Source organism: Microbispora cellulosiformans, assembly GCF_008728085.1.
GTDB lineage: Bacteria > Actinomycetota > Actinomycetes > Streptosporangiales > Streptosporangiaceae > Microbispora > Microbispora amethystogenes.
Genome location: NZ_VYTZ01000001.1, coordinates 655,315 through 677,947, shown reverse-complemented (window position 1 = coordinate 677,947; position 22,633 = coordinate 655,315). Strand labels below are relative to the sequence as shown.

General features: G+C 71.8%; 20 protein-coding genes. 10 read left to right on the top strand and 10 right to left on the bottom strand.

Going from position 1 to position 22,633, the window contains the following annotated elements; all coding sequences use genetic code 11:
• Positions 1 to 55 precede the first annotated feature (55 nt).
• A complete protein-coding gene (locus F5972_RS02770; protein ID WP_150930734.1) occupies positions 56 to 1,648 on the bottom strand; it encodes a stealth family protein in 1,593 nt (530 codons plus the stop codon).
• A gap of 154 nt (positions 1,649 to 1,802) precedes the next feature.
• Between F5972_RS02770 and F5972_RS02765 the strand changes: the two genes are divergently transcribed.
• Positions 1,803 to 2,684 carry a CDP-alcohol phosphatidyltransferase family protein gene (locus F5972_RS02765; protein WP_150930732.1) on the top strand — a complete coding sequence of 294 codons (882 nt, stop codon included), beginning with the start codon at positions 1,803 to 1,805 and terminating at the stop codon, positions 2,682 to 2,684.
• 121 nt (positions 2,685 to 2,805) lie between these two features.
• Complete coding sequence (locus F5972_RS02760) at positions 2,806 to 3,846, top strand: sulfotransferase family protein (protein ID WP_150930730.1); 1,041 nt, start codon at positions 2,806 to 2,808, stop codon at positions 3,844 to 3,846.
• 21 nt (positions 3,847 to 3,867) lie between these two features.
• On the opposite strand, the gene F5972_RS02755 is transcribed toward F5972_RS02760, so the two are convergent.
• From F5972_RS02755 to F5972_RS02745, 3 genes are all read right to left on the bottom strand, one after another.
• A complete protein-coding gene (locus tag F5972_RS02755) occupies positions 3,868 to 4,971 on the bottom strand; it encodes a LacI family DNA-binding transcriptional regulator (RefSeq protein WP_150930728.1) in 1,104 nt (367 codons plus the stop codon).
• An 11-nt stretch (positions 4,972 to 4,982) separates the two neighbouring features.
• Entirely contained in the window at positions 4,983 to 5,882 is a 900-nt protein-coding gene (locus F5972_RS02750) for a PfkB family carbohydrate kinase (protein ID WP_150930726.1), read from the bottom strand.
• A 73-nt stretch (positions 5,883 to 5,955) separates the two neighbouring features.
• A complete protein-coding gene (locus F5972_RS02745) occupies positions 5,956 to 6,957 on the bottom strand; it encodes an SIS domain-containing protein (protein ID WP_150930724.1) in 1,002 nt (333 codons plus the stop codon).
• A gap of 366 nt (positions 6,958 to 7,323) precedes the next feature.
• On the opposite strand from F5972_RS02745, the gene F5972_RS02740 reads away from it, so the two are divergent.
• Genes F5972_RS02740 through F5972_RS02725 form a run of 4 tightly spaced genes read left to right on the top strand, consistent with a single transcriptional unit; the run spans position 7,324 to position 11,270 of the window.
• Positions 7,324 to 8,649: an ABC transporter substrate-binding protein gene (locus tag F5972_RS02740; protein ID WP_150930722.1), complete on the top strand. Its 1,326-nt coding sequence runs from the start codon at positions 7,324 to 7,326 to the stop codon at positions 8,647 to 8,649.
• 25 nt (positions 8,650 to 8,674) lie between these two features.
• Entirely contained in the window at positions 8,675 to 9,553 is an 879-nt protein-coding gene (locus F5972_RS02735; RefSeq protein ID WP_150930720.1) for a carbohydrate ABC transporter permease, read from the top strand.
• Positions 9,550 to 10,383, top strand: a complete 834-nt coding sequence (locus tag F5972_RS02730) for a carbohydrate ABC transporter permease (protein WP_225311111.1) — start codon at positions 9,550 to 9,552, stop codon at positions 10,381 to 10,383. Before F5972_RS02735 ends, F5972_RS02730 begins: the two co-directional genes overlap by 4 nt.
• A 32-nt stretch (positions 10,384 to 10,415) precedes the next feature.
• Complete coding sequence (locus tag F5972_RS02725) at positions 10,416 to 11,270, top strand: sugar phosphate isomerase/epimerase family protein (protein ID WP_150930716.1); 855 nt, start codon at positions 10,416 to 10,418, stop codon at positions 11,268 to 11,270.
• A gap of 12 nt (positions 11,271 to 11,282) precedes the next feature.
• Here F5972_RS02725 and F5972_RS02720 read toward each other — a convergent pair whose 3' ends face one another.
• The 6 genes from F5972_RS02720 to F5972_RS02695 all read right to left on the bottom strand — a co-directional run bounded on the left by F5972_RS02720 (position 11,283) and on the right by F5972_RS02695 (position 18,384).
• Entirely contained in the window at positions 11,283 to 13,907 is a 2,625-nt protein-coding gene (locus tag F5972_RS02720; RefSeq protein WP_150930715.1) for an FtsX-like permease family protein, read from the bottom strand.
• Entirely contained in the window at positions 13,904 to 14,623 is a 720-nt protein-coding gene (locus F5972_RS02715) for an ABC transporter ATP-binding protein (RefSeq protein ID WP_225311150.1), read from the bottom strand. The genes F5972_RS02720 and F5972_RS02715 overlap by 4 nt, the downstream gene beginning before the upstream one ends.
• A gap of 59 nt (positions 14,624 to 14,682) precedes the next feature.
• Entirely contained in the window at positions 14,683 to 15,225 is a 543-nt protein-coding gene (locus F5972_RS02710) for a PadR family transcriptional regulator (RefSeq protein ID WP_150930711.1), read from the bottom strand.
• 124 nt (positions 15,226 to 15,349) lie between these two features.
• The gene (locus F5972_RS02705) at positions 15,350 to 15,568 is read right to left on the bottom strand and encodes a hypothetical protein (protein ID WP_150930709.1); all 219 of its coding nucleotides are present in this window, start codon (positions 15,566 to 15,568) and stop codon (positions 15,350 to 15,352) included.
• Positions 15,558 to 17,411 carry a PspC domain-containing protein gene (locus tag F5972_RS02700; RefSeq protein WP_191909910.1) on the bottom strand — a complete coding sequence of 618 codons (1,854 nt, stop codon included), beginning with the start codon at positions 17,409 to 17,411 and terminating at the stop codon, positions 15,558 to 15,560. Before F5972_RS02700 ends, F5972_RS02705 begins: the two co-directional genes overlap by 11 nt.
• A gap of 217 nt (positions 17,412 to 17,628) precedes the next feature.
• On the bottom strand, positions 17,629 to 18,384 hold the full coding sequence (locus tag F5972_RS02695; RefSeq protein WP_225311110.1) for a methyltransferase domain-containing protein: 756 nt from the start codon (positions 18,382 to 18,384) through the stop codon (positions 17,629 to 17,631).
• 160 nt (positions 18,385 to 18,544) lie between these two features.
• Between F5972_RS02695 and F5972_RS02690 the strand changes: the two genes are divergently transcribed.
• Genes F5972_RS02690 through F5972_RS02675 form a run of 4 tightly spaced genes read left to right on the top strand, consistent with a single transcriptional unit; the run spans position 18,545 to position 22,619 of the window.
• A complete protein-coding gene (locus F5972_RS02690) occupies positions 18,545 to 19,720 on the top strand; it encodes an ATP-binding protein (RefSeq protein WP_404803030.1) in 1,176 nt (391 codons plus the stop codon).
• Complete coding sequence (locus F5972_RS02685) at positions 19,717 to 20,355, top strand: response regulator (RefSeq protein WP_150930703.1); 639 nt, start codon at positions 19,717 to 19,719, stop codon at positions 20,353 to 20,355. Before F5972_RS02690 ends, F5972_RS02685 begins: the two co-directional genes overlap by 4 nt.
• Positions 20,356 to 20,412: 57 nt before the next feature.
• On the top strand, positions 20,413 to 21,873 hold the full coding sequence (locus F5972_RS02680) for a glutamate--cysteine ligase family protein (protein WP_150930701.1): 1,461 nt from the start codon (positions 20,413 to 20,415) through the stop codon (positions 21,871 to 21,873).
• Positions 21,874 to 21,929: 56 nt separating this feature from the next.
• Entirely contained in the window at positions 21,930 to 22,619 is a 690-nt protein-coding gene (locus F5972_RS02675) for a neutral zinc metallopeptidase (protein ID WP_150930699.1), read from the top strand.
• Positions 22,620 to 22,633: the final 14 nt, after the last annotated feature.

Below are 22,633 nucleotides of genomic sequence, written 5' to 3'. Positions count from 1 at the left end.
GCGGCAGTGAGTGGCGATGGGGGGTGACGGCAGGGCGCGGCGGGGGCCGCCGGGCTCACCGCTCGAACGGCGCCGGGGTCGGGAAGTAGGCCTCCAGGAACCGCGCGAGCAGCGCGTCCTGCTCGTCGTCGGTCGGCGACGTGTCGTTCAGGCAGAACACGTCGTGCCTGCGCCGGGCGAGCATGCGGCGCAGCCGGGCGGGCGTCTTGGGCAGGGAGAGATCCACGTACGTGTAGTCGACCAGCCCGGGGACGGCCCGCCCGCTGAGATAGCCGTAGTAGTGCGCCAGCGAGGACACCACCGAGATGTCCCGCGACGTGCGGAACCTGCTGCGGGCCGTCGCCTGGAACTCGGCGGCGAAGCGCTCCTCGATCTCGTACATCAGCGACCGGCGCAGCGCGTACGGCACGTGCTTCAGCTTCTGCGTGATCGTCCGGCCGCTGAGGTCCTCCAGGATGCGCCGGTTGTTCATCCCGGCCGCGTGCACCGGGGACTCCTCGGCCTCCGGCACGCCGAAGGGCACGTGGACCGTGCTGGGGAAGAACCGGGTGATCCCGTTGCCCTCGAAGAACGTGCGCGGCGCCAGCGGCCGGCCGAGGAAGAAGTCGTCGTTGAAGTAGAGGAAGTGCTCGCTGAGCCCCTCGATGTGGTGAAGCTGGGTCTCGATGGCGTGCGAGTTGAACACCGGCAGCACCGACGTGTCGGTGAAGATCTCCTTGTGGTCGACCACCGACACCATCGGGTGGGTGGTGTCGAGCCACGGGGGCGTCTGGCCGTCGGTGACGATCCATATCCGGTTGATCCAGGGGGCGTGCATCAGCAGGGAGCGCAGCGAGTAGCGAAGCTCGTCCCGGCTGGTGAACCGCGCCTCGGTGGTCGCCATCTCGCTCAGCGGGCCGCCGACGCGCCGCGCCTCCTCGCGCTGCGCCTCGTCGCGGCGGGCCCGCCAGGCGGGGTCGGCGCCGTCCACCCACGTGTAGACGGCGTCGATCGGGAAGTCGATGTCGTCCAGCAGCCGCCGGAGGAACTCCGGACGGGTCCGGTAGGCGCGGGCGCGGCGGGCCGGGCACGCGAGGGGCAGGAACAGCTCCTCGCCGCCCTCCGCCACCGGGCCGTCGGCCGGGACGCGGTCGCACGCCGGGTTGGGCCGCGGCCCGACCAGGTCGTCGCCCTCGCGGGCCCAGAACTCCAGGTCGAGGCCGCTTTCGGGGCCGAGCGTGAGGGTCCGCGACGGGCTGGCGAAATACATGGCCAGCCGCACGACCCTGGCGTCGCCCAGCAGTGGAGCGGCCCGCCGCACCGGGCGCATCCGCCCCGCGTCGGCCTGGGCCCGCGCCCCCGGCCTGCCGTACGGCTGCCGCGCGGCGAACAGCGGGTGGGCGCCCGCGGCGAGCGCGGTGAGCGCGCGGTCGCGGTCCTCCTCGGGCACCGCGACCACCGGCGGGCGGTCGGGCAGCGGGCGCACGCAGAAGTACGGCACCGCCGCCCCGGCCAGCAGGGCGCAGACCACGTCCAGCGTCTCGCGCTGGGCCTGCAACGGGCTCGCGTCGGCCCGGATGAGCGCGGCCTTGGGTGTGGTGGGCTCCACGGCCGGCAGCCGACCGCGCAACCGCCCCTGCAGCCGCCGGTACAACGTGACAACGGGCATGGCCTCCCCCTCGGACACGGACTGTAATGGATCGGCCACCGGATTGGGGGATGGTTTACCTACTTGGGATGCCGGTCAAGAAGTGGCAACGAGATGCCCTCTCTGTTACAGAAGAGCAGGCGAACGGCTACCGCTTGTAGTCATTGTTGCCTTCATGGGAGGCTTCACGCTGAACGACATCCTCGCGACGCGCAAGCCGAGGGACTCGTGGTGGACCGTCTTCATGGTCGATCCGCTCGCCTGCCGACTCGCGCTGCTCGCGGCCAACCACACCTCCGTCACGCCGAACGGCCTGACCAGGCTGTCGATGCTGGTCGGCTTCGCCTCGGCGGCCGCCTTCGCGGAGGGCATGCTCGTCGCCGGGGCGGCTTTGTTCTACCTGAGCTTCACGGTCGACTGCATGGACGGGAAGATCGCCAGGCTGAAGGGCACGGGGACGCCCTTCGGGCTGTGGCTCGACTACGTCGGCGACCGGGTGCGGGTGGTGTGCTGCGCCTTCGGCTGGGGGTTCGGGGAGTACTCCCGATCGGGGGACCCGGAGTTCGTGCTCGCCGCGGTGGGCGTCGTCGTGCTCGACCTGTTCCGCTACATCAACGGCCCGCAGCTCAAACGGGTGAAGGACGCCACCCGCGCGCTCGTCGAGGCGCGCCTGGACGGGCAGTGCGTGCTCGCCGAGAGCGTCCTGCGCGCCCGGCCGCGCACCGAGCTCGGGCAGGCCGCCGGCGAGGCCGCGGCCGGGGACGGCGCCACGGTCGTCGACCTGCAGAAGGCGTTCCACGCCCGCTTCCCCTGGTACGACCGGCTCCGGGTCTTCCTGGTGCGGCGGCGGGTGCGGACCCACGTGATGAGCGGCATCGAGTTCCACGCCGCGGTCTTCGTGGTGGGCCCGCTGCTCGGGGCCCGGGCCCTGGTGCCGGTCTCCGTCGTGGCCGGGGGGTTGCTGCTGGTCTTCGAGATGAGCCTCGTCTACCGCGTCTGGCTGGCGGCCCGCCAGGTGCCGAGCACCGCCGCGGAGCGCGAGAAGATCATGATCTGACCGGCCCCGGCGGCCGGCTCCACACGTTCGCACGGCACGCGCCGTGGGACCCGCGTCACGGACGCGCCCGGGGGAGGGCGGCGGCCGTACGCCTGGCAACTTCACACGGGGGATTGATCTCATGCATTCGGACAGGCCTGTCTTCGTCGTCGGCTGCCCGCGCTCCGGCACCACCATGCTCCAGCTGATGCTGCACTCGCACCCGCGCATCGCCGTGCCGCCGGAGACGCGGTTCCTCGTCCCGGCCTACTTCTCCCGCCGCGCGTACGGCGACATGCGCCTCGCCGACAACCGGCGTCGGCTGGCGGGCTGGATCGCCGAGGGCCGGACCACCAAGTTCCACGAGCTCGGGCTGAGCCGGCCCGACTTCGTCCAGGCGGCCATGCTCGGCCCGGGCAGCTTCGGCTCGGTCGTCGGCATGGTCTTCAAGTGCTATGCCGAGCGCTTCGGCAAGCCGCGCTGGGGCGACAAGCGGCCCAGCTACTACCGGCACGTCGAGATGCTCATGCGGCTGTTCCCCGACGCGCAGTTCGTCCATCTCGTCAGGGACGGCCGCGACTGCGTGGCCTCGCTGAAGCAGATGCCCTGGTACAAGGAGGACGCCGTGCACGCGATGGCCAACTGGGCCGAGGCGGTCGACTTCGGCCGGCGGAACGCGCGCAAGCTGCCACCGGGCGGCTTCTACGAGCTGCGTTACGAGGACCTCACGGCCGACCCGGAGACCGAGCTCAAGAAGCTGTGCGGGTTCCTCGGCGAGGACTACGACCCGGCGATGTGCGAGCCCCGCCACATCGCAGAGCTGGCCGTTCCCCGGCACAAGGTGTGGCACAGCAACACGCACGAGGAGGTGACCACCGCCCACTCCGGCAAGTGGGCCTCCCGGCTGGAGCCCTGGGAGATCTCGCTGTGCGAGGAGGTGCTGGGCGAGCGGCTCACCGCGTACGGCTACGAGCTGAGTGGCGCGCGCAAGGCCGACCGCGACCACGTCAGCGCGTACAAGGCGGCGGTGGGCAAGCGCCGTGCGGCGCGGCAGCGCAAGTACAACCGCGACCGGCTCACCCGGCTGCGCGAGCCGGGGCCGATCGCCGCCCTGCTGACCGAGGGCCAGCGCCGGCTCGCCGGCCTGCCCCAGCAGCGCACCCCCGAACTGCTCCGCGCCTGATCCCCTGAGGCGACGGCGGGATCACGCGGGCGGGGACGGCGGCGGGGCGACGGAGGCGCGCTCGACGAGGCGGGAGCGCAGCGTGTGCGTCTCCCGGACGGGCTCGCCACCCCGGATGCCGTCGAGGAGCACCTGGGCCGCCTTCGCCCCGAGGTCGTGCACGGGCTGCTCGATCATCGTGAGCGGCGGGTCCATGACCGCCGCCCACGCGCTGTCGTCGAACCCGATCAGGGCGACGTCGCGCGGGTAGGCGAGGCCGGCGGCCCGCAGGGCGCGCAGGGCTCCGGTGACCGCGTCGGTCTCCGTGCAGAACAGCGCGGTGATGCGGTCGGGCAGGGCGACCATGCGGGCGACCTCCTCGGTGACCCGTTCCTCCAGCTTGCGCCCGACCATCACCAGGTCGGGATCGAAGGGGATCCGCGCGTCGTCGAGCGCGTCCAGGTAGCCGCGCAGGCGCTCGCCGTCGGTCCACAGGTTGCGGGACGCCGCCTCCAGCAGTTCGCGGCGGGTCGCGGGAGGCCGGTCCATGGGCGGTCCCCACACGAAGCCGATCCGCCGGTGCCCCGCCGCGATCAGCCGCTCGACCGCCTCGCGCGCCGCGTCGCGGTTGTCGATGACGACCGCGTCGAGGTCGAGCGACGGGACGGCCCGGTCGACGAGGACGACGGGGACGCCGCGGTTCAGCGCCTCCTTGATGTGGCCGACGTCCCGGCCGCCGACGGCGGCGGACGCGATGATCATGCCGTCCACGCGCTTGTCGATCAGCACGTTCGTGGCGGCGATCTCCTCGTCGAGGTCCTCGTACGTGCTCAGCACGATCGTGTCGAAGCCCCCGGCCCGGGAGGCGTCGCAGATGCCGCGCACCACTCCGGCGAAGAAGGGGTTGCCGATGTCGGCGACGATCACCCCGATGGTGTGGCTCACGCCCGTCGACATGCTGCGGGCGAGCGCGTTGGCGCGGTAGCCGAGCTTGTCGGCGGCCGCGAGCACGCGCTTGCGCAACTCGGGGCTGACGTGCCCGTAATTGCCGAGCGTGCGGGCGGCGGTCGCCCGTCCGACGCCGGCCTCGGCGGCCACCTCGGAGATCGTCGGCCTTCCGGCGGCCTGGCCCCGGTCAGTCGGCATGTCCGGCGTCCTCACTTCTCGCGATCACCAGATGGCCACATGGTAGCCACGACGGGCCGCCCGTGGCCGAAGGCGCCTTCGACCAGGCACTGGTCGTGGGCCGAGCGCGCGCCGGCGCGCAGGGCGCTCCCGATCGCGTCCGGTCCCGGCGCCGCCCCCGCCCGCCATCCGGCGCGCAGCAGGTGGGCCACGAACCCGGCGAGGAAGGCGTCGCCGCAGCCCATGGTGTCGACCATCAGGCCGGGCTCGGTGACCCGCCGCGCGGGCGCCGCGAGCGTGACCCGCCCATCGTGGGCGATGGCCCCCTCCTCGCCCCGGGTGGCGAGCGCGAGCCCCGCGCCCCGCCGTACGGCGTCGGCGAGCAGGGCGCGGGTGGCGGCCTCGCCGAGGTGCGAGCACGACAGCAGCACCAGGTCGGCGTGCGGGCAGATCCGGTCGAGGTACGCCGGGGTGCGGAACTCGTCCTCGCTGGACAGGTCGTAGCTCACCAGCGTGTCCAGACCGGCCAGCTTCGGCAGTTCGCTCTCCGCGGCGGAGTACACGCTGGAGTGCACCAGGTCGAAGGAGGCGGCGTACCGCAGGAGGTCGTCGTCGAGGATGATCGGCTCCCTGGTCGTGACGCCGCCGCCGTTGAAGCCGAGGAAGATCCGTTCGCCGTCGTCGACGCGCAGGGTCGAGACGCCGCTCTCCCCGGCCCGTACGACGCAGCGGTCGGTCGCGACGCCCTGCGCGGAGATCGACGCGCGCAGGAAGCCGCCGAGCTCGTCGTCGCCGAACACGCCCAGATAGGCGGCGTCGAGGCCGAGGCGGTGGGCGTAGACGGCCACGTTCACGCTGTTGCCGCCGGGATACTCGATGCCGCGGTCGACGAACCGGTCGACGATGTTGTCGCCGAAGCCGAGGACTCTCATGGACGGGCTCCTGTGGGGCGGGCCCCCGCGCGTGCACGGCGCACGGCGGAGGCCCGGGGTGGGGGAATGACGGTCAGTAGTCCATGACGCGGTAGTAGCGGCGCAGTTCGAGGGAGTGGTCGCGCACCCTCTCCAGGTGCTTGCTCACGCGGCCCGTCGCCACGTCGTGGACCAGCGGGCCGAGCAGCCCGCGGAACTCGGGGCTGATCCCGTCGAGCGGGTAGTCCTTGGTGTCGAAGACCGTGACGTCCTTGGAGATGCGCTTGGCGAAGTTCGCCGCGCGCTCGGTGAGCCCCCGCGCCTCGTCCTCGCCCTGGAAGACGATGACGCTGGTGTCCTCTTCGAGCAGTTCGAGCGAGCCGTGGAAGAACTCGGCGCTGTGCACCCGCGTGGTGCGCAGCCACTGCATCTCCTCCAGGATGCACATGGAGTACAGGTAGGCGTACGCCCACAGGTTGCCGCCGCCGATGAGGAAGTAGTAGCCGGTGTCCTTGTGGTCGTCGGCGAACTTCTCGGCGACCGGCTCGGTCTGCTTCGCCACCTCCAGCAGGATCTGCGGGAGCTTGTCGAGCTCGGCGGCGAGCTTCTCGTAGCCCTCGAACTCGCCCCGCCGGGACAGCAGGCGGGTCATGAGGATCAGCATCTGCGGGTCGAACGGCCACGCCTTGGGCTCGGTGAGCAGCACGGTGTCCACGTTCTTCGCGACGGGCGAGTCGGGGTAACCCGTGATGCCGATCGTGTGGACGCCCTTGGCCTTGCAGTAGTCGATGGCCCGCACGGTGTCGTCGGTCGTGCCGGAGGCCGAGGTGAAGACGGCCACCGAGCGCTCGCCGAGCGACGCCTCGCCCGCGGCGATGAGCTCCGCCGCGATGACCGCGCGCACGTCGAAGGTGGAACGCTGCCGCGCCAGCCGCTCGTAGGGCCACATCTGCGCGTAGGTGCCGCCGGCGCCGACCAGGTAGAGGTTGTCGAATCCCTCGTCCACGAGCCGATCGACGAGTTCCTCGATCTGGGGCCGCAACGCCACCGCGCTCGCCATCTGGGAGAGGAATTCCGGCTCGTTGAATCCGAGCATGCTTTCGCGTCCTTTCGGGATTGCCCGCGGACCGGGGCGCCGTCCTGCCTGATACCGGTCTCACGCAGAGGTGACGCTGGCACACCTGCCGGGCGGGAGTCAACACCGGGAGGGAATTTTGCGGATGCTAACCCTGTGATCTGCTGTTTCATCGAGATTGGGGAGACTGAGGGGTCTGCGGAGAAAAAATCTTCTTGCTTGGGTCTGGTACCGGTATCACATGCTCTGTACAGTCACCCGTCAATGAACGGGTCGTGTCGGCAGCGCGTCCCGGCGGATCTCGGGTGCCCAGGCACCGGCGGTCCCTCCTCTCCCCAAGAGATCCAGACAGGACCTCGAGAAGACCCCCCGAGAGAAAGGAAGCCCATGCGCCCTCGTGCACTGACGGCGTTCGCGGCACTCGCCGGGACGTCGGTGCTCGTCCTGACCGGCTGCACCGGCGGCGGGCAGGCGGACCAGGCTCCCGCGGCGGACGCCGCCGCCAGCCCCGAATACTCGGGCACGCTGAGCATCCTGACGAAGTTCGCCGGAGACCCCACCGGGCCCTACTTCGAGAACCTGGCGGCGGAGTACGAGAAGCTCCATCCCGGCGTGAAGATCCAGCTCATCCAGGAGACCGACCAGAGCATCAAGGACAAGACGAAGACGCTCACGGCCTCGAACGCCCTGCCCGACATCTACTTCACGTGGACCGGCAACTGGGCGGAGAACTTCGTCCGCGGCGGCCGGGCGGCCGACCTCACCGGCGTGATCGGCCCCGACACCGACTGGGGCAAGACCTTCAGCCCCGGCGCCCTGTCGGCCTTCGCCTACGACGGCAAGAACTACGGCATCCCGCTCTACGGCAACGGCAAGTTCATGGGCTACAACAAGGCCGCCTTCGCCAAGGCCGGGGTCCAGGTGCCGAAGACGTTCGAGGAGCTCATCGGAAGCTGCGCGGCGCTCCGCAAGGCCGGGTACGAGCCCGTCTCCTTCGGCAACAAGGACGGCTGGCCGGCCCTGCACTACCTGCAGCAGCTCTTCGCGTACAACGTGCCGACGGCGGCCTTCGAGGCGGACCTCAAGCCGGAGACGGCCAAGCTCGACGACCCCGGCTACACGAAGGCCCTCGGCCAGTTCAAGACCCTGGTCGACACCTGCACCGACACCAAGAGCGGCACCAACGGCGTGCTGTACACCTCCGCGCAGGAGGCGTTCGCCGACGGCAAGTCCGCGATGTACTACCAGGAGATCCTGGAGTTCGACAACGAGACGGCCAAGGGCAAGCTCGACCCCGACGACTTCGGGATCTTCCAGCTCCCGGCGCCGCAGGGCGCGGCCGGCGACCCGTCGATCGTCGAGGGCTCTCCCGAGGGCTATCTCGTCAACGCCGCCTCGCCGCGCGTCCCGCTCGCCATCGACTTCATGAAGTTCGTCACGAGCACGAAGAACGCCCAGGCGCTCTCGTCGCCGCCGTACGGCCAGCCCAGCACGGTCATCGGCGCCGTCACGCCCGAGACCTCCAGCAAGGCGGTCTACGAGGGCATCGAGCTCGTCAACAAGGCGCCGAAGCTGGCCGCGTGGCTCGACACGGTCACCGTCCCCGAGGTCGCCGACACGTGGCTGTCCGGCGGCGAGGCGCTGATCACCGGGAGCAAGACCCCCGAGCAGGTGCTCGACAGCGTGCGCCAGGCCTCGGCCGCGGCGAAGTAGCCGGGAGGGCAGGCCGGTGCGCGCCATGAGCAGACGGGCCGCCGGGCTCGCGTGGGTGGTCCCCGCCCTCGCGATGGTCGGGGTGTTCGTGTACTTCCCGCTGGTGGAGAACTTCGGGTTCAGCACGCTCAAGTGGGACATCTTCAGCGGGAGCCAGAAGTACGTCGGGCTCGCCAACTACGGCAAGCTCGTGGACGACCCGGTCTTCTGGAAGTCGCTCGGCAACAACGTGCTCTACACGGTGGTGTCGATCGCGTTCCAGGTGTTCGGCGCGCTCGTGCTCGCGGCGCTCATCGAGGGCGTGCGCGGCGAGAGGTGGCAGCGCGCCCTGCGGGCCGTCTACTTCATCCCCAGCGCGATCTCGCTGACCGTCGCCGGCCTGCTCTTCTACTTCATCTACGAACCCAACCTCGGGGTGCTCAACCACCTGCTGCATGGGGTGGGCCTCGGCGGGCTCCGGCACTCCTGGCTCGGCGAGGAGGGCACGGCCATGCCGGCGATCATCGCGATGAGCCAGTGGCAGGGCTTCGGCTACTCGACCCTGCTGTTCGCGGTCGCGATCCAGCGCATCCCGCGCGAGATCTACCAGGCCGCGGCGATCGACGGCACCGGGCCCGTCCGCCGCTTCTTCCACGTGACCCTTCCCCTGGTACGCGAGATGACCGGCGTGATGATCATGGTCACGATCTCGGGGGCGTTCCAGGTGTTCAACGAGGTCATGGTCATGACCGGAGGCGGGCCGAACAACTCGACCCAGGTGCTGGGCACCTGGCTGTACCGCAGCGGCTTCGTCCGCAACGACTTCGGCTACGCGGCCGCGATCGCGACGGTCATCTTCGTGGTCACGCTCGCCATCGCCGTCGCACAGCTGTGGGTCGCCCGCAGGAGAAGGGTGGAGTGGTGAGTCGCGTCGGCTTCCTCGGGGTGATCGCCCGCCTGTTGCTGTGGTCGTTCCTGCTCTGCCTCGCGGTGGTGGTGGTCTATCCGCTGCTGTGGATGCTGGTCAACGGGTTCAAGACCAACAGCGAGATCTTCGGCAACCCCTTCGCGCTGCCCTCCCACTGGAGCTTCGACAGCTACCAGAAGGCGTGGAACCGCGGAGTCAGCAACTACCTCACCACCAGCATCCTGGTCACCGTGACGTCGACCGTCACGACGGTCTTCTTCAGCGCGTGGGCGGCGTACGGGCTGACCCGGGTGGCCATCCCGTTCGGCAAGGCGGTCACCGGCGTCATCCTGGGCGGGCTGATGCTCGCCCCGAGCGTGGCGCTGGTCCCGCTGGTCAAGATGTTCCAGTCCATGGGGCTGTACAACAGCTTCTGGGCGCTGCTCATCCTCTACACGGCCTTCCGGGTGCCGTTCACCACGTTCCTCATCCGGGCGTACATGCTGGACCTGCCGCGCGAGGTGGACGAGGCGGCGGAGATGGACGGCTGCGGGCGGTGGACCGCGTTCTGGCGGATCACCCTCCCGATGTGCAAGCCGATCATCGTGTCGACGGTCCTGCTGCACATCCTGTTCGCCTGGAACGAGTATCTCTTCGCGATGGTGTTCACCAGCGGCGCCGGCGTGCAGACTCTTCCCGTCGGCCTGATGAGCCTGATGAGCAAGCACGGCACCGACTTCCCCGTCGTCTTCGCCGGCATGACGATCGCCGCCGTCCCGGTGGTGCTGCTGTTCTTCGCCGGCCAGCGGTACATCGTCAAGGGCCTCGCCGACGGAATCGGAAAATGACCTCGCACCCCTCCCCTGCGACAGGAGCGCCGATGTCCTTCCCGCGGATCACCGGATCGAACTTCTCCTACCAGCACCTGCCGTTCGACCGGTTCCTCGACGACGCCGCCGACCTCGGCCGCGAGGAGGTGGAGCTGTGGGGCGTCGCCCCGCACTTCCACGTGCCGTGGGTGAGCGACGCCGAGGCCCGGGCCGTACGCCGCCGGGCCGCCTCGCGCGGCCTGCGGGTGCGCTGCCTCACGCCCGAGCAGGTGATGTATCCCGTCAACATCGCCTCGCCGGACACCCGGCTGCGCGCGGCGAGCATCGCGATGTTCCGCCGCGCCGCCGAGCTGTGCGCGGAACTCGGCGCCGAACTGCTGCTGCTGACGCCCGGCCGCGGCTTCGAGGGCGAGCCGGTGGAGACCGGCCTGCGCCGGTCCGCCGACGCGCTCGCCGAGATCGCGGCGTACGCCGCCGGGTTCGGGGTGACGTGCGTGCTCGAACCGCTGCAGCGGGTGGAGTCGAACCTTCTCAACGACTCCCGCGCGCTCGCCCGCATGCTGGACGAGGTCGGCGCGCCGAACCTCGGCGCCGTGCTCGACACGGTCGGCATGGCGGTCGCGGGGGAGGGCGTCGACGACTACTTCGACGCGCTCGGCGACCGCGTCCGCCACGTCCACCTCATCGACGGCCGCCCGGCGGGGCACCTCGCCTGGGGCGACGGCGAGCTGCCGCTCGCCGACTACCTCGCCGCCTTCGCGCGCCGGGGGTACGACGGCCACATGACGTTCGAGCTGTTCGGCGACGGCACCTACGCCTTCGCCCCCCGCCCCGTCGTCGAACGCTGCCTCACCGCCGTCCGTGACGCCCTCGCCCCCGGCACGCCCGACCCGCTGCGCACGTAGCGGTGCGCCGGATCACGTCACCCTGCGCCGGGGGAGTGGCAGGCGCGACCGGGTGAACACGGCGCCGCCGAGCGCCGCCAGCAGGGGCAGCCCCACGACGAGCAGGGCGATGAGTGACCACGGGACCGTGAGCAGGAGCGCCGGCGGCCGCGGGTGTACGACCACGGGCACCCCGTCGGGCCGCACCATCATCATCGGCCGGTACAGCCCGGACGGCACCCGGGTGGCGGCGGCGCCGGGCGGCAGACCGGCGAGCACTCCGGCGGTCGTGCCGAGCAGCGCGATCACCAGGGCCTGACCCGCGACGACGGCCCGCTTCGTCCGTGGAGCCGCCCCCACCGCGGCCATCGTCTCCAGGTCGGGCCGCGCCTCGGCGGCGGCCAGCGCGGTCGCGACGAAGGTCATCCCCAGCACGAGCACGGCGGCCGCCACGGCGAGCACGAGCAGGGCCACCGAGTCGTCCACGGGACCGCGCGGCGTCTCCAGCCTGACCATCGCGTGGGGCGTGATCGCCTCTACGGCCGCGGCGATCCGGTCCGCCGTCGCCGGTGACGTCCGGTAGTCCGCGGGGTTCACCGCGAGGAGGGTGGTGACGGTGCCGTAACCCGCCTTCTCGGCGGCCTCGGGCGCGACGACCACACGCGTCCAGCCCTGCCCCGTGGGCGGCACCCCGACGGCCGGCAGGGAGATCGATTCGGGCGGGTCCGGTGGCCCCGCGTACTGCTGCCCCATCACATCCGCTCTGATCCTGCCCTTGCGGACGGTGGCGGGATTGAGCACGACCGCCTTTCCCGCGTGCAGCGCCGCGACCGCCTTCGGGTCCTCGCGGCCGAGCACGTAGCGCAGCAGGCTCTCGTCTCCGGCCAGCAGCCCACCGCTCCCGCTGTCCAGGAAGAAGACCGGCTGTTCCCCTGAGCCGACCGGCCCCGGCAGGCTCACGCCGAGCGGCACGCCGGCCTTCGTCGCGAGCGCCCGTCCTTCGACCAGCGGCACGCCCGCGGGCAGCTCCCGCCGCACGGCGGCGCGGACGCGGTCCCACAGCTGCGGAGTGAGGTCCGCCGCCGAGATCCGGAGTGATCCCACCGGCCCCTGCGGCAGGTCACGCTGGAAGGGGGTGACGGCCGTGGCCCGCCAGGCCACACCTATCGCGGTGAGCACCACGACCGTGGTCATCACCGCGGCGACGGCGGGCACCGTACGGCCCCTGTTGCGTACGGCGTCCCTGACGGCGAAGCGGAGCGGCAGGGGGAGCCGGGCGGCGGCCCGGCCCACGAGGAGGACGAGGGCCGGCACCAGGGCCACCAGCCCGAGCTGGGTGAGCAGCGCCGAGGCGGCGATCAAGTGGACGCCGCGCCGGGCGCTCACCGCCGTCGCCGCGAGGCCCGCCACGACGAGGACCGCTCCGAGCAGCGGCCGGCCCGCGCGGTCGCGGCGCCGCTCGCGCCTGCCGGACAGAACCGCCGCGGCGTCCGTACGGCCCGCGCCGACGGCGGGGGCGAGCGCGGCCAGCACCCCGGCGGCGACCCCGAGCACCGCGACCAGCGCGACCGAGATCCAGGGGACGGTGAACGGGCCCGCCAGGGACTTCATCCACAGTTCGAGGCCGGGCATCGCGAGCGGCACCGCCGCGACGCCGATCACCGCTCCGGCCGTGGCGCCGGCGACGCCGAAGAGCAGCCCGTCGGCCAATGCGATCAGCCGCAGTTGCGCCGGGGAGCCGCCCTGGGCGGCGACGAGCGCGAACTCGCGGGCCCGGCGCCGCCGCCCGACCGCGAAGGCCGGCCCTGCCGCGAGGACGACCTGCAGCAGCGCGATCCCGGTCCACGGAAGCACCGGCAGCGTGGAGGAGTCGATCTTCAGGTTGAACCGCGTCTCCGGCGAGGCGCTGTCGACGACGGCCCGGCTCCTGACCACGAGACCGCGCGCGTTGAGCCGGCGGACGTCCGGCCACGACAGCGGACGAGGCGCGTCCACGAGCCAGCCGTGCGTCACCTGCTGGGGATCGGCGGGCCCGAACGCGGAGTCGGGCAGACTGCCGGGGAAGATCACTATTTCGGGCCTCGCCGGGGCGAACAGGGCGACGCCCACGATCCGGAGCGGATGTCGTTCCTCCGTGGCCAGGAGCGTCACGCCCGGCCTGGTCTGCTCGTCCAGCAGCTGGGCGGAGATGACGGCCTCGCCGGGAGCGGCGGGAAGCCTGCCCCGCACGAGCCGGAAGGTGTCCTGGGACATCGGGTCGCGCAGATCCACCTGCCGGACGAATCCCATCTCGTACCCGCCCGGGGCGAGATAACGGAGGAACTGCTGCGACGCCGGGATCAGGCGGCTGCCGGGGATGAGCCCGGCGATCTCCGCCCGGGTGTACGGCGTCGTCTTCGCGCCGTTCTCCAGGGGATCGGTCTCTCCCCACGCGTTCTGGCTGAGGCCGCTCCACTCGGGGGCGCCCTGCACCACGGCGTCGGCCCGGCCGAGTGGGTACTGGCTGGGTGACATCTCGTACACGGTGGCGAACATGGTCAGCACGAAGGTGACGACGGCGACGGGCAGCGCGAGCATCGCAAGGATCAGCGCGCTGCGCCCCTTCGAACGCCAGGCGGTGCGGCGCGAGATCCGCAGCGCCGCGCGCAGGCCTCTCATCGGGCGCTCACCACGCCCATGCCGTCGGCCCCGTCCGTCCCGCCGGCGTCGGAGGAATCGGTGATCCGGCCGTCCCGGAGGAAGACGACACGGTCGGCCCAGGCGGCGTACCTCGGCTCGTGGGTGACCAGCAGCACGGCGGCCCCCGCGTCGGCGCGCTGCCGGAGCACCTGGATGATCTCGTCACCCGCCCGGGTGTCGAGCGCCCCGGTGGGCTCGTCCGCGAGGATCAGGCGGCGCTCCCCGACCAGCGCCCGGGCGATGGCGGCCCGCTGGCGCTGACCGCCCGACAGGTCGTCGGGATACCGGTCGCCCAGGTCCGTGAGGCCCACCTCGTCCAGCACCCGCAGGGCCGCACGCCGGGCCGTCGCCGTGGACACGCCGTCCAGCTCACGTGGCAGCGCGACGTTCTCGGCCACCGTCAGCGACGGGATGAGGTTGAGATCCTGGAACACGTAGCCTGCGCTCCTGCGGCGCAGTTCCGCGAGCCGCTTGGGCGGCAGATCGCGCAGTTCGCGGCCTTCGAGGAGGACGGACCCCTCGGTCGGCCGGTCGAGCCCTCCCGCCAGGTTGAGCAGGGTGGACTTGCCGGACCCGGACGGGCCCATGACGGCGACCAGCTCACCGGCCCGCACGTCGAGGCTGACGCCCCGCAGGGCGGGTACGGCGTTCGGCCCCTCGCCGTGGACGCGGACGACGCCCGCGAGGCGGACGATCGGCTCGCCGTCCGGGCGGGGTAACTGGTCCGCTGGGGACGCGGACGGCTCACGCTCGGTCACGTGGTCTCCTTGGCTGGGCTGGAGTCGGAGGGGCTGCCGAGGACTGCTTCGCAGTGGTCGAGCCAGCGCTGCTCGGCCTCGGCCTGGAAGATCATCGAATCGAGGACCAGGCGCTGCGCGGCCTCGGCGGACGCGTCGAAGCCCCGCTTGGCCCGCGTGAGCTCCTGCAGGGTCCGCATCGTCGAGGACCGCTGCGCCTGGATGACCGCCGCCACGTCCACGCCGGGGGTGGTGGCGGCCATGGCGAGCTTGACGACGAGTTCGTCGCGGGGCCGGTCGGCCCGGGAGACGGGTTTGGCGAACCACCGGTCGAGTTCGCCGTTGCCGTCGGGGGTGATGGCGTATCGGACGCGGCCCTGCTCGTCCTCCCCGGCGCGGGACACCAGGCCGTCCCGCTCCAGGCGGGACAGCGTCGTGTAGACCTGCCCGATGTTGAGCGGGCAGGTGTCGGCGGTGGACGCCTCGAACTCGGTCTTCAGCTGGTAGCCGTAGCGCGGGCCCTGACTCAGCAGGGCGAGCAGGCCGTGTCGTACGGACATGGATACTCAGTATGCATACTGAGTATGCTTCTGGCGAGCGGATCCCCGAATCGGCCGTGAAATACCTCGACCCCGGGCGGGAAGTCCGGCCCGGGGTCGACGAGGTGAGGTCAGCGGGAAGGGGTCAGCGGCGGATGGCCTTCGCGAGGATCGCGATGAAGGCCGCGAACCCCAGCCCTCCGACGAGCAGGGGAGCCATCACGACCGCGTCGGGATCGGGCCCGGTCAGGTAGCGGATGCCCATGCCGATGAACAGCAGGCCCGAGAGCAGGCACATCCAGCTCGTACGGTGGACCCGGCGCGGGCGCCCGGCACGGGGATCGGTGTGGGGGTCAGGCAGCACGGCGCACCTCCACGTCACCGACGCCCGCCTTGACGTGCAGCTCGATCGTGGGCGCGTCGCCCTTGCCGGGTGTCTCGGGCTCCAGGATGCGATCGAACCGCACGTTCGTGCCGTCCTCGACCTGGTGGTCGATCCGCACCTCGCCCAGCTTCGTGAAGCCGTACACCTCGACCCGCGCGGTGGGCGGGACGATCACCGCGAGCTGGCCCAGCGACACCGAGGCGTCGAACCTCAGCCGGGCGCCGGACTTCAGTGGAATGTCGCTCAGGTCGAGCTTGCCATCGCCGACGCCCAGTTCGTAGGTGCCGGGCGACTGGACGGCGGTGACGGGATGCCAGACGAAACTGCCGACCTTGCGGGGAATGCCGTTGACCGTCGTGCTTCCCACCAGCACGAGCGCCACGATCGTGCCGGCGGCGACCAGCCCGCCGCCCCGTCCGAACCAGGCGGCGACGAGCAGGCCCGCGCCGATCGTGACGAGCACCGCCCCGCCGACGACCGGGAGGCCGACCGTGCCGGTGCCGGTCCGCTGCATGGTGACCATGATCCCTCCAACGATCAGGGCGAGGCATATGGTGAGGCCGCTGACGAACGACCTCGGACGCTTGGGCTTCCTGGGCCGCGGCGGCGGGGCCACGGGCGGCCCGTACGGGTCCGCCGCGTAGGGCGTGCCGAGCGGCCGGTACGGCTCCCGCCTCGTGTACGGGCCGTGGGGGGCGAAGGGCTCGCCCGCGCCGTACCCCTGGCCGCTTCCGAAGCCCTGGCCGGCGGCGCGGCCCGGCGCCTGCCCGGGTGAGCCGAGGTCGCCCCGCGCGCTCGCCCGCGCCTCGCGGGCCAGGTCCGACAGCCGCCGGTACCCGTCCGCGCCCCGAGGCGGCGGCACGGGACCGCCCGCGCCGGAGTCGCGTGGCCCGGAGTCGCGTGGCCCGGCGTTACTCGCGCCGGAGCCGCCGGAGCCGCCGGAGCCCGGAGCGTCCGGCATGGACAGCGGGGTCGTCCCGGCCGGAGGCTCGAAGGCCCGGGTCGGCGGGTCGCCGTCGGCCCGCCCCGCAGAACCCGCGCCGTGCCCGGCGTCCACGTCACTCGCGGGCTCCGGCGCGGTGTCCCGCAGGGGTTCCGACACCGTTTCCCGGGTGGGCTCCGACGCGAACCGCCGGGCGGCGGCGTTCTCGGTGGTGTCCTGCGTGGTGTCCTCGGGGGTCGCGTCGTCCGCGGTCCCGCGGACGGACGGCTCGGGCCCCCGCCCAGGGGCCTGCGGGGCGTACGTTCCCGGCATCGCCGTGGTCTCGGCGGGCTGCGGCGCCGGCCCGTACGGCTGCTGCGCGAAGGGGGCGAACGGTGCGAACCCGGGAGTGGACCTGGTCATGCCGCGCCGGCCGGTCGCCCGTTCCGGCATCGACCTGGCCATGGTGAGCAGGTCGACGCCCCGCGCGTGGGCGGCCATCAGCACGATGGCCAGCAGCGTGCCGACGACGATCGTGCCGCGGTTGATGCCGCCCGAGGCCACATTGATGATCAGCCCGAACGCGAAGACCGCCGCCAGCAACGCGAGCACGGTCTCGGCGTCGAACATCCGCCGGGTCCACTGCTCCAGGTGGCCGGGGCCGCCGTCCGGGCGGCGCATCAGCAGGAACGCCGCGACGTACAGCATGACGCCGATGCCGGAGGCGAGGACCAGCACCGCGAAGCCGACCCGGAAGAGCACCGGGTCCATGCCCGTGTACCTGCCGAGGCCCGCGCACACGCCCGTGATCATGCGTCCGTCCCGGTGGCGGCTCAGCACCCTTTCGGGTTCTGGCTGGCCGGCGGGGTCGGAAGTGGGAGCGGATGGCGCCTCGGTCATGGTCCCATCCTGGCCGTGCCGGCCGTGGCCCTGCCATCGGGGGAACCCCTGAGCCGTCCCCGAGTCCCCAGGGGCCACATCAGGGAGGCATCGCATATGCCGAGCGTGCGGCCCACGTCGGCGACCCTGGCCGTACGGTTGTCGGGCACCGGACGGAAGTGGCGTCAACCACCGGTCGCGGTGACGAACACCCTGCTGTGCCTCTTGTCCGCCGTGATCATGGCGGCGGGGTTGCCGGCGCTTTCCTTCGGATGGACTTCGATCCGCAGGCCCGCCAGCTCATCGCGGCCCCTGGCGACCCCCCACGCCCGAACTCGGCCGGCGGCCTCACGCCGTCGAGTTCCAGCGCCACCGACCGGGTGACGCCCTGGATCCGCAGCGGGACGACCAGCCGCCCGTTCGGTGCGAGCTGCTCCCGCCACGCGGGTGGCACATCCCACGCGCCCGCGGTGACGATGATCCGGTCATAGGGCGCGTGCTCAGGGTGGCCGGCTTCGCCGTCTCCGTGGACGACCCGCACCCGGTCGTAACCCGCCGCGCCCAGACCTCGCCGGGCTCCCGCCGCGATGCCGGCTCCGATGTCGACCGTCGTGACCTGTCCCGTCGGCCCGGCCAGCTCGGCGAGCAGCGCGGCGTTGTAGCCAGTCCCCGCGCCTATTTCCAGGATGCGATGACCGGGCCGGGCGTCCAGTTGCTCCAGCATCGCCCCGACCACCCCGGGGTCGGAGGCAGAGCTGATCGCTCTTCCGTTCTCGTCCCGATGAGTGACCACCGAATCAAGCCCGTATGCCTGTTCCAATGTCACCGACGGCACGAACACGTGGCGGGGCACGGCACGCGTCGCGGCCTCCACGGGCCCGGTGCGTACGTTTCCCCAGTCCCGCAGCTTGTCGACCATGGCGTCACGAAGCACACGGTCCGTGCGCTCTTCCTCACGTACGGCGTCGGTTTCCACCGGGTGGAGCGTACTCAAGCAGGTCTCCTGGTAACTGTGAATCGCCGGTGTCGGCCGCCCCGCGTCCTCGGCGGGCATCGACCCTGAGCCGTCCCCGAGTCCCCAGGGGCCACATCAGGGCATGCCCTGATGCGCGCATGCTCCGTGACGTGTGACGATGCTTTCCGAGATGTCTGAGATGCCTAACGCCGTCGCGGCGTACCCCCGGATGGTCCGGCCCGTGTCGGGCCGGGTGGTCGCGGGCGTCGCCCAGGGCGCCGCCGCCCAGTTGCGCCTCGACCCCGTCGTGCTGCGCCTCGCCTTCGTGCTGCTCACCGTCGTCGACGGGCTGGGCCTCGTGGCGTACGCCGCGCTGTGGATGTTCACCCCCAAGGAGGAGGTGAAGGGCCACGAGCCCGCCCGCGAGTGGGGTCAGCTCGCGGCGTACGGCGTGCTGTGGCTGACGCTGGGGGCCTTCGCCTGGCTGACGGGCGCGTCCAGCGGCGGGTTCGGCACCTGGCCGATCGCCGTGGGCGGCATCGGCGCGCTGATCCTCTGGCAGCAGGCCGACCCGGGCCGGCGGCAGCGTTGGATGTCCGGAGCGGTCAAGCAGGTCAGCACGACCTGGGTCCGCACGGGCATCGGCGCGCTGCTCGTCGTCGTGGGCGCGATCGGCTTCCTCGCCGCGAGCGGCGAGCTGGCCAAGGCCCGGACCGGGCTGGTGTTCACGGCGGTGGTCGTCGGCGGCATGCTCATGATCGCCGCGCCCTGGCTCGCCTCGCTGGTCAAGGAGCTCCAGCGGGAGCGCACCGAGCGCATCAGGCAGGAGGAGCGGGCCGAGGTGGCCGCCCACGTCCACGACTCGGTGCTGCACACGCTGACCCTCATCCAGCGCAACGCCCACGACGCGCGCGAGGTGGCCAGGCTCGCCCGGTCGCAGGAGCGGGAACTGCGCAACTGGCTCTACCAGCCCAAGCAGGACGCCGACGCGACCCTCGCCGCCGCCGTACGCCGGGTCGCGGCCGAGGAGGAGGACGCCCACGGCGTGCAGATCGAGGTCGTCTGCGTGGGCGACTGCGAGCTGACCGAGAACATGGCGGCCCTGCTCCACGCCGCCCGGCAGGCGATGGTCAACGCGTGCAAATACAGTGGGGCTTCGGTCGTCTCCGTCTACGCCGAGGTCGAGCCCGACGAGGTGACGGTGTTCGTCCGGGACCGGGGCAAGGGCTTCGTGCTCGACGACGTCCCCGATGACCGGATGGGCATCCGCCAGTCGATCATCGGCAGGATGGAGCGCAACGGCGGAAGCGCCCGGGTCAGGACCGAGCCCGGCGACGGAACCGAGGTCATGCTGACCATGAAGAGGGACACATGAAGACCGTACGCGTGCTGATCGTCGACGACCACCGGCTGTTCCGGTCCGGCGTACGGGCCGAGCTGGGCCCGTCGATCCAGGTGATCGGAGAGGCCGAGGACGTGGAGTCGGCGGTCTCGGCGATCGCCGAGCTGGAGCCCGACGTGGTGCTGCTCGACGTGCACATGCCGGGCGGCGGCGGCCAGGAGGTGCTGCGGCGGGTGCTCGGCTCGGGATCGCAGGTGCGCTTCCTCGCGCTGTCGGTGTCGGACGCCGCCGAGGACGTGATCGGGGTCATCCGGGGCGGTGCCCGGGGCTACGTGACCAAGACGATCAGCGGCGCCGAGCTGACCGACGCGATCGTCCGGGTGTCGGACGGCGACGCGGTGTTCTCCCCGCGGCTCGCCGGGTTCGTGCTCGACGCGTTCGCCTCGACGGAGGCGCCGCCCATCGACCCCGAGCTCGACTCGCTCACCCAGCGGGAGCGGGAGGTGCTGCGGCTGATCGCGCGCGGCTACGCGTACAAGGAGATCGCCAAGGAGCTGTTCATCTCGGTGAAGACCGTCGAGACCCACGTGTCGAGCGTGCTGCGCAAGCTGCAGCTCTCCAACCGGCACGAGCTCTCGCGGTGGGCCACCGCGAGGCGCCTGGTCTGACCCCTTCTGGGTCGGCCCGTCTGGTGTGATCGCCCCTCGGCGTGCGACGCTTCGGGCATGGGCCGTGACGTACCCTCCGTGTCCTTCACCCGGGAGGACCGCCGTCGCTACCGGGAGAAGGTCAAGCTGTCGCTGGAGGTCCTCGCGGAGATGCTGCGGGGGTCGCGGTTCGAGTTCGAACGGCCGCTGATGGGCCTGGAGATCGAGCTGAACCTGGTCGACGCGCGGGGCGAGCCGGCGATGAAGAACGCCGAGGTCCTGGCCGCCATCGCCGAGCCCGACTGGGCCACCGAGCTGGGCCAGTTCAACGTCGAGATCAACGTGCCGCCGCAGGTGCTGTCCGGCGACGGCAGCCGGCAGCTGGAGGAGTCCGTACGGCGCCGCCTCAACCGCGGGCAGGAACGGGCCGCGCGCGTCGGCGGGCAGCTCATGCTGGTCGGCATCCTCCCGACGCTGCGCGAGTCGGACGTCAGCGAGGGGACGCTGTCGGCCAACCCGCGCTACAAGCTGCTGAACGAGCAGATCTTCGCCGCCCGCGGCGAGGACCTGCACCTCCACATCGAGGGCGTCGACGTGCTCGACACCTACGCCGACAGCATCACCCCAGAGGCGGCGTGCACGAGCGTCCAGCTCCATCTGCAGGTGAGCCCGGAGCAGTTCGCCGACCACTGGAACGCGGCCCAGGCCATCGCGGGCCCGCAGGTGGCGGTGGCGGCCAACTCGCCCTTCCTGTTCGGCAGGGAGCTGTGGCGGGAGACCAGGATCAGCCTGTTCGAGCAGGCCACCGACACCCGCCCCGAGGAGCTGAAGGCGCAGGGCGTGCGGCCCCGCGTGTGGTTCGGGGAGCGGTGGATCACCTCGGTCTTCGACCTGTTCGAGGAGAACGTCCGCTACTTTCCCGCGTTGCTGCCGCTGTGCGAGGAGGAGGATCCGAGGCAGGTCCTGGCCGACGGCGGAGTGCCCGGGCTGCACGAGCTCCGGCTGCACAACGGCACCGTCTACCGCTGGAACCGGCCCGTCTACGACGTGGCCGGCGGCGTCCCGCACCTGCGGGTGGAGAACCGGGTGTTACCGGCCGGGCCGACGGTCGCGGACATCGCCGCCAACGCGGCGTTCTACTACGGGCTCATGCGGGTGCTCCCGTCGGCCGAACGCCCCGTGTGGTCGCGCATGTCCTTCGCCGCGGCCGAGGACAACCTCCGCAACGCGGCGCGGCACGGCCTCGACGCCCGCCTCTACTGGCCGGGCCTGGGGGAGGTGCCCGCCGCCGAGCTGATCCTGCGGAGGCTGCTGCCCCTCGCCTATCACGGGCTGGACCTGTGGGAGGTCGACCCGGTCCAGCGCGACCGGCTGCTCGGCATCATCGAGCGGCGCTGCGTGACCGGCCGTACGGGCGCGGACTGGCAGGTCAGGACGGCCCGGGCTCTCGGCGGGGACCACGAGGCGCTGCGCCGGATGACCCTGCGCTACCTGGAGCACATGCACACCAACGAGCCCGTGCACCTCTGGAGTTTGTGACCACTACCTGTGAGTTTTGGCGAACTTTTCCCGGAATTTGGGGTATTAGCAGTGGAATGACCCGTCGAGCGTTCGCCGCGTTCTTCCTCCTGGTGACCCTGGTCGCGTCCTGCGGCACGCTCGCCGGGTCTCCTCCGCCGGACCGCGCGCAGCAGGGCGACACGGCGTCCCGGGCGACGCCGTGCAGGGGCAACGGCGACGACTTCCCCGGCGACGTGAAGCTCGCCCGGTGCCTCACCGAGTGGTTCTGGGCGGACCGCTTCCGCCAGAGCGGGGAGACCTACCGCCCGATCACGCGCTTCGTCGCGTACGAGGGGAACGGCGGCCCCGACTGCGGCGGGCAGCCGGCAGTGCCGGAGAACGCCTTCTACTGCCCGGACGGGCACTTCGTCGCCTACGACGCCGCCTGGCTGAGGGCGATGTACGACCAGATGGGCGACGGCGCGGTCTACGTGGTGATCCCGCACGAGCTGGGGCACGCCGTCCAGGCCCAGCTCGTGGACGACTTCCGCTACAACGTGGAGCGGGAGCTTCAGGCCGACTGCTACGCGGGGGCCGCGCTGAGCGGCCTCATCCAGGCGCGGGCGCTGAGGGCCGAACAGGGCGACGAGGAAGAACTGCTCGTCAACCTCGAAGCGGCGGGTGATCCCACCGACGCCTGGTGGGCGCCGGACGCCCACGGCACCCCGGAAAAGCGCCAGGGATACTTCGCCCAGGGCTACAACGAGGGCGTGGGGGCCTGCTGACCCCGGCCCCGCAC

Excerpts from the sequence above, each read along its gene's own strand:
- F5972_RS02745 (WP_150930724.1), bottom strand. The coding sequence starts at position 6,957 with ATGCTCGGATTCAACGAGCCGGAATTCCTCTCCCAGATGGCGAGCGCG.
- F5972_RS02680 (WP_150930701.1), top strand. The coding sequence starts at position 20,413 with ATGGGCCGTGACGTACCCTCCGTGTCCTTCACCCGGGAGGACCGCCGT.
- F5972_RS02685 (WP_150930703.1), top strand. The coding sequence starts at position 19,717 with ATGAAGACCGTACGCGTGCTGATCGTCGACGACCACCGGCTGTTCCGG.
- F5972_RS02690 (WP_404803030.1), top strand. The coding sequence starts at position 18,545 with ATGCCTAACGCCGTCGCGGCGTACCCCCGGATGGTCCGGCCCGTGTCG.
- F5972_RS02700 (WP_191909910.1), bottom strand. The coding sequence starts at position 17,411 with ATGACCGAGGCGCCATCCGCTCCCACTTCCGACCCCGCCGGCCAGCCA.
- F5972_RS02755 (WP_150930728.1), bottom strand. The coding sequence starts at position 4,971 with ATGCCGACTGACCGGGGCCAGGCCGCCGGAAGGCCGACGATCTCCGAG.
- F5972_RS02750 (WP_150930726.1), bottom strand. The coding sequence starts at position 5,882 with ATGAGAGTCCTCGGCTTCGGCGACAACATCGTCGACCGGTTCGTCGAC.
- F5972_RS02675 (WP_150930699.1), top strand. The coding sequence starts at position 21,930 with ATGACCCGTCGAGCGTTCGCCGCGTTCTTCCTCCTGGTGACCCTGGTC.
- F5972_RS02760 (WP_150930730.1), top strand. The coding sequence starts at position 2,806 with ATGCATTCGGACAGGCCTGTCTTCGTCGTCGGCTGCCCGCGCTCCGGC.
- F5972_RS02720 (WP_150930715.1), bottom strand. The coding sequence starts at position 13,907 with ATGAGAGGCCTGCGCGCGGCGCTGCGGATCTCGCGCCGCACCGCCTGG.
- F5972_RS02770 (WP_150930734.1), bottom strand. The coding sequence starts at position 1,648 with ATGCCCGTTGTCACGTTGTACCGGCGGCTGCAGGGGCGGTTGCGCGGT.
- F5972_RS02710 (WP_150930711.1), bottom strand. The coding sequence starts at position 15,225 with ATGTCCGTACGACACGGCCTGCTCGCCCTGCTGAGTCAGGGCCCGCGC.
- F5972_RS02740 (WP_150930722.1), top strand. The coding sequence starts at position 7,324 with ATGCGCCCTCGTGCACTGACGGCGTTCGCGGCACTCGCCGGGACGTCG.
- F5972_RS02725 (WP_150930716.1), top strand. The coding sequence starts at position 10,416 with ATGTCCTTCCCGCGGATCACCGGATCGAACTTCTCCTACCAGCACCTG.
- F5972_RS02765 (WP_150930732.1), top strand. The coding sequence starts at position 1,803 with ATGGGAGGCTTCACGCTGAACGACATCCTCGCGACGCGCAAGCCGAGG.
- F5972_RS02735 (WP_150930720.1), top strand. The coding sequence starts at position 8,675 with ATGAGCAGACGGGCCGCCGGGCTCGCGTGGGTGGTCCCCGCCCTCGCG.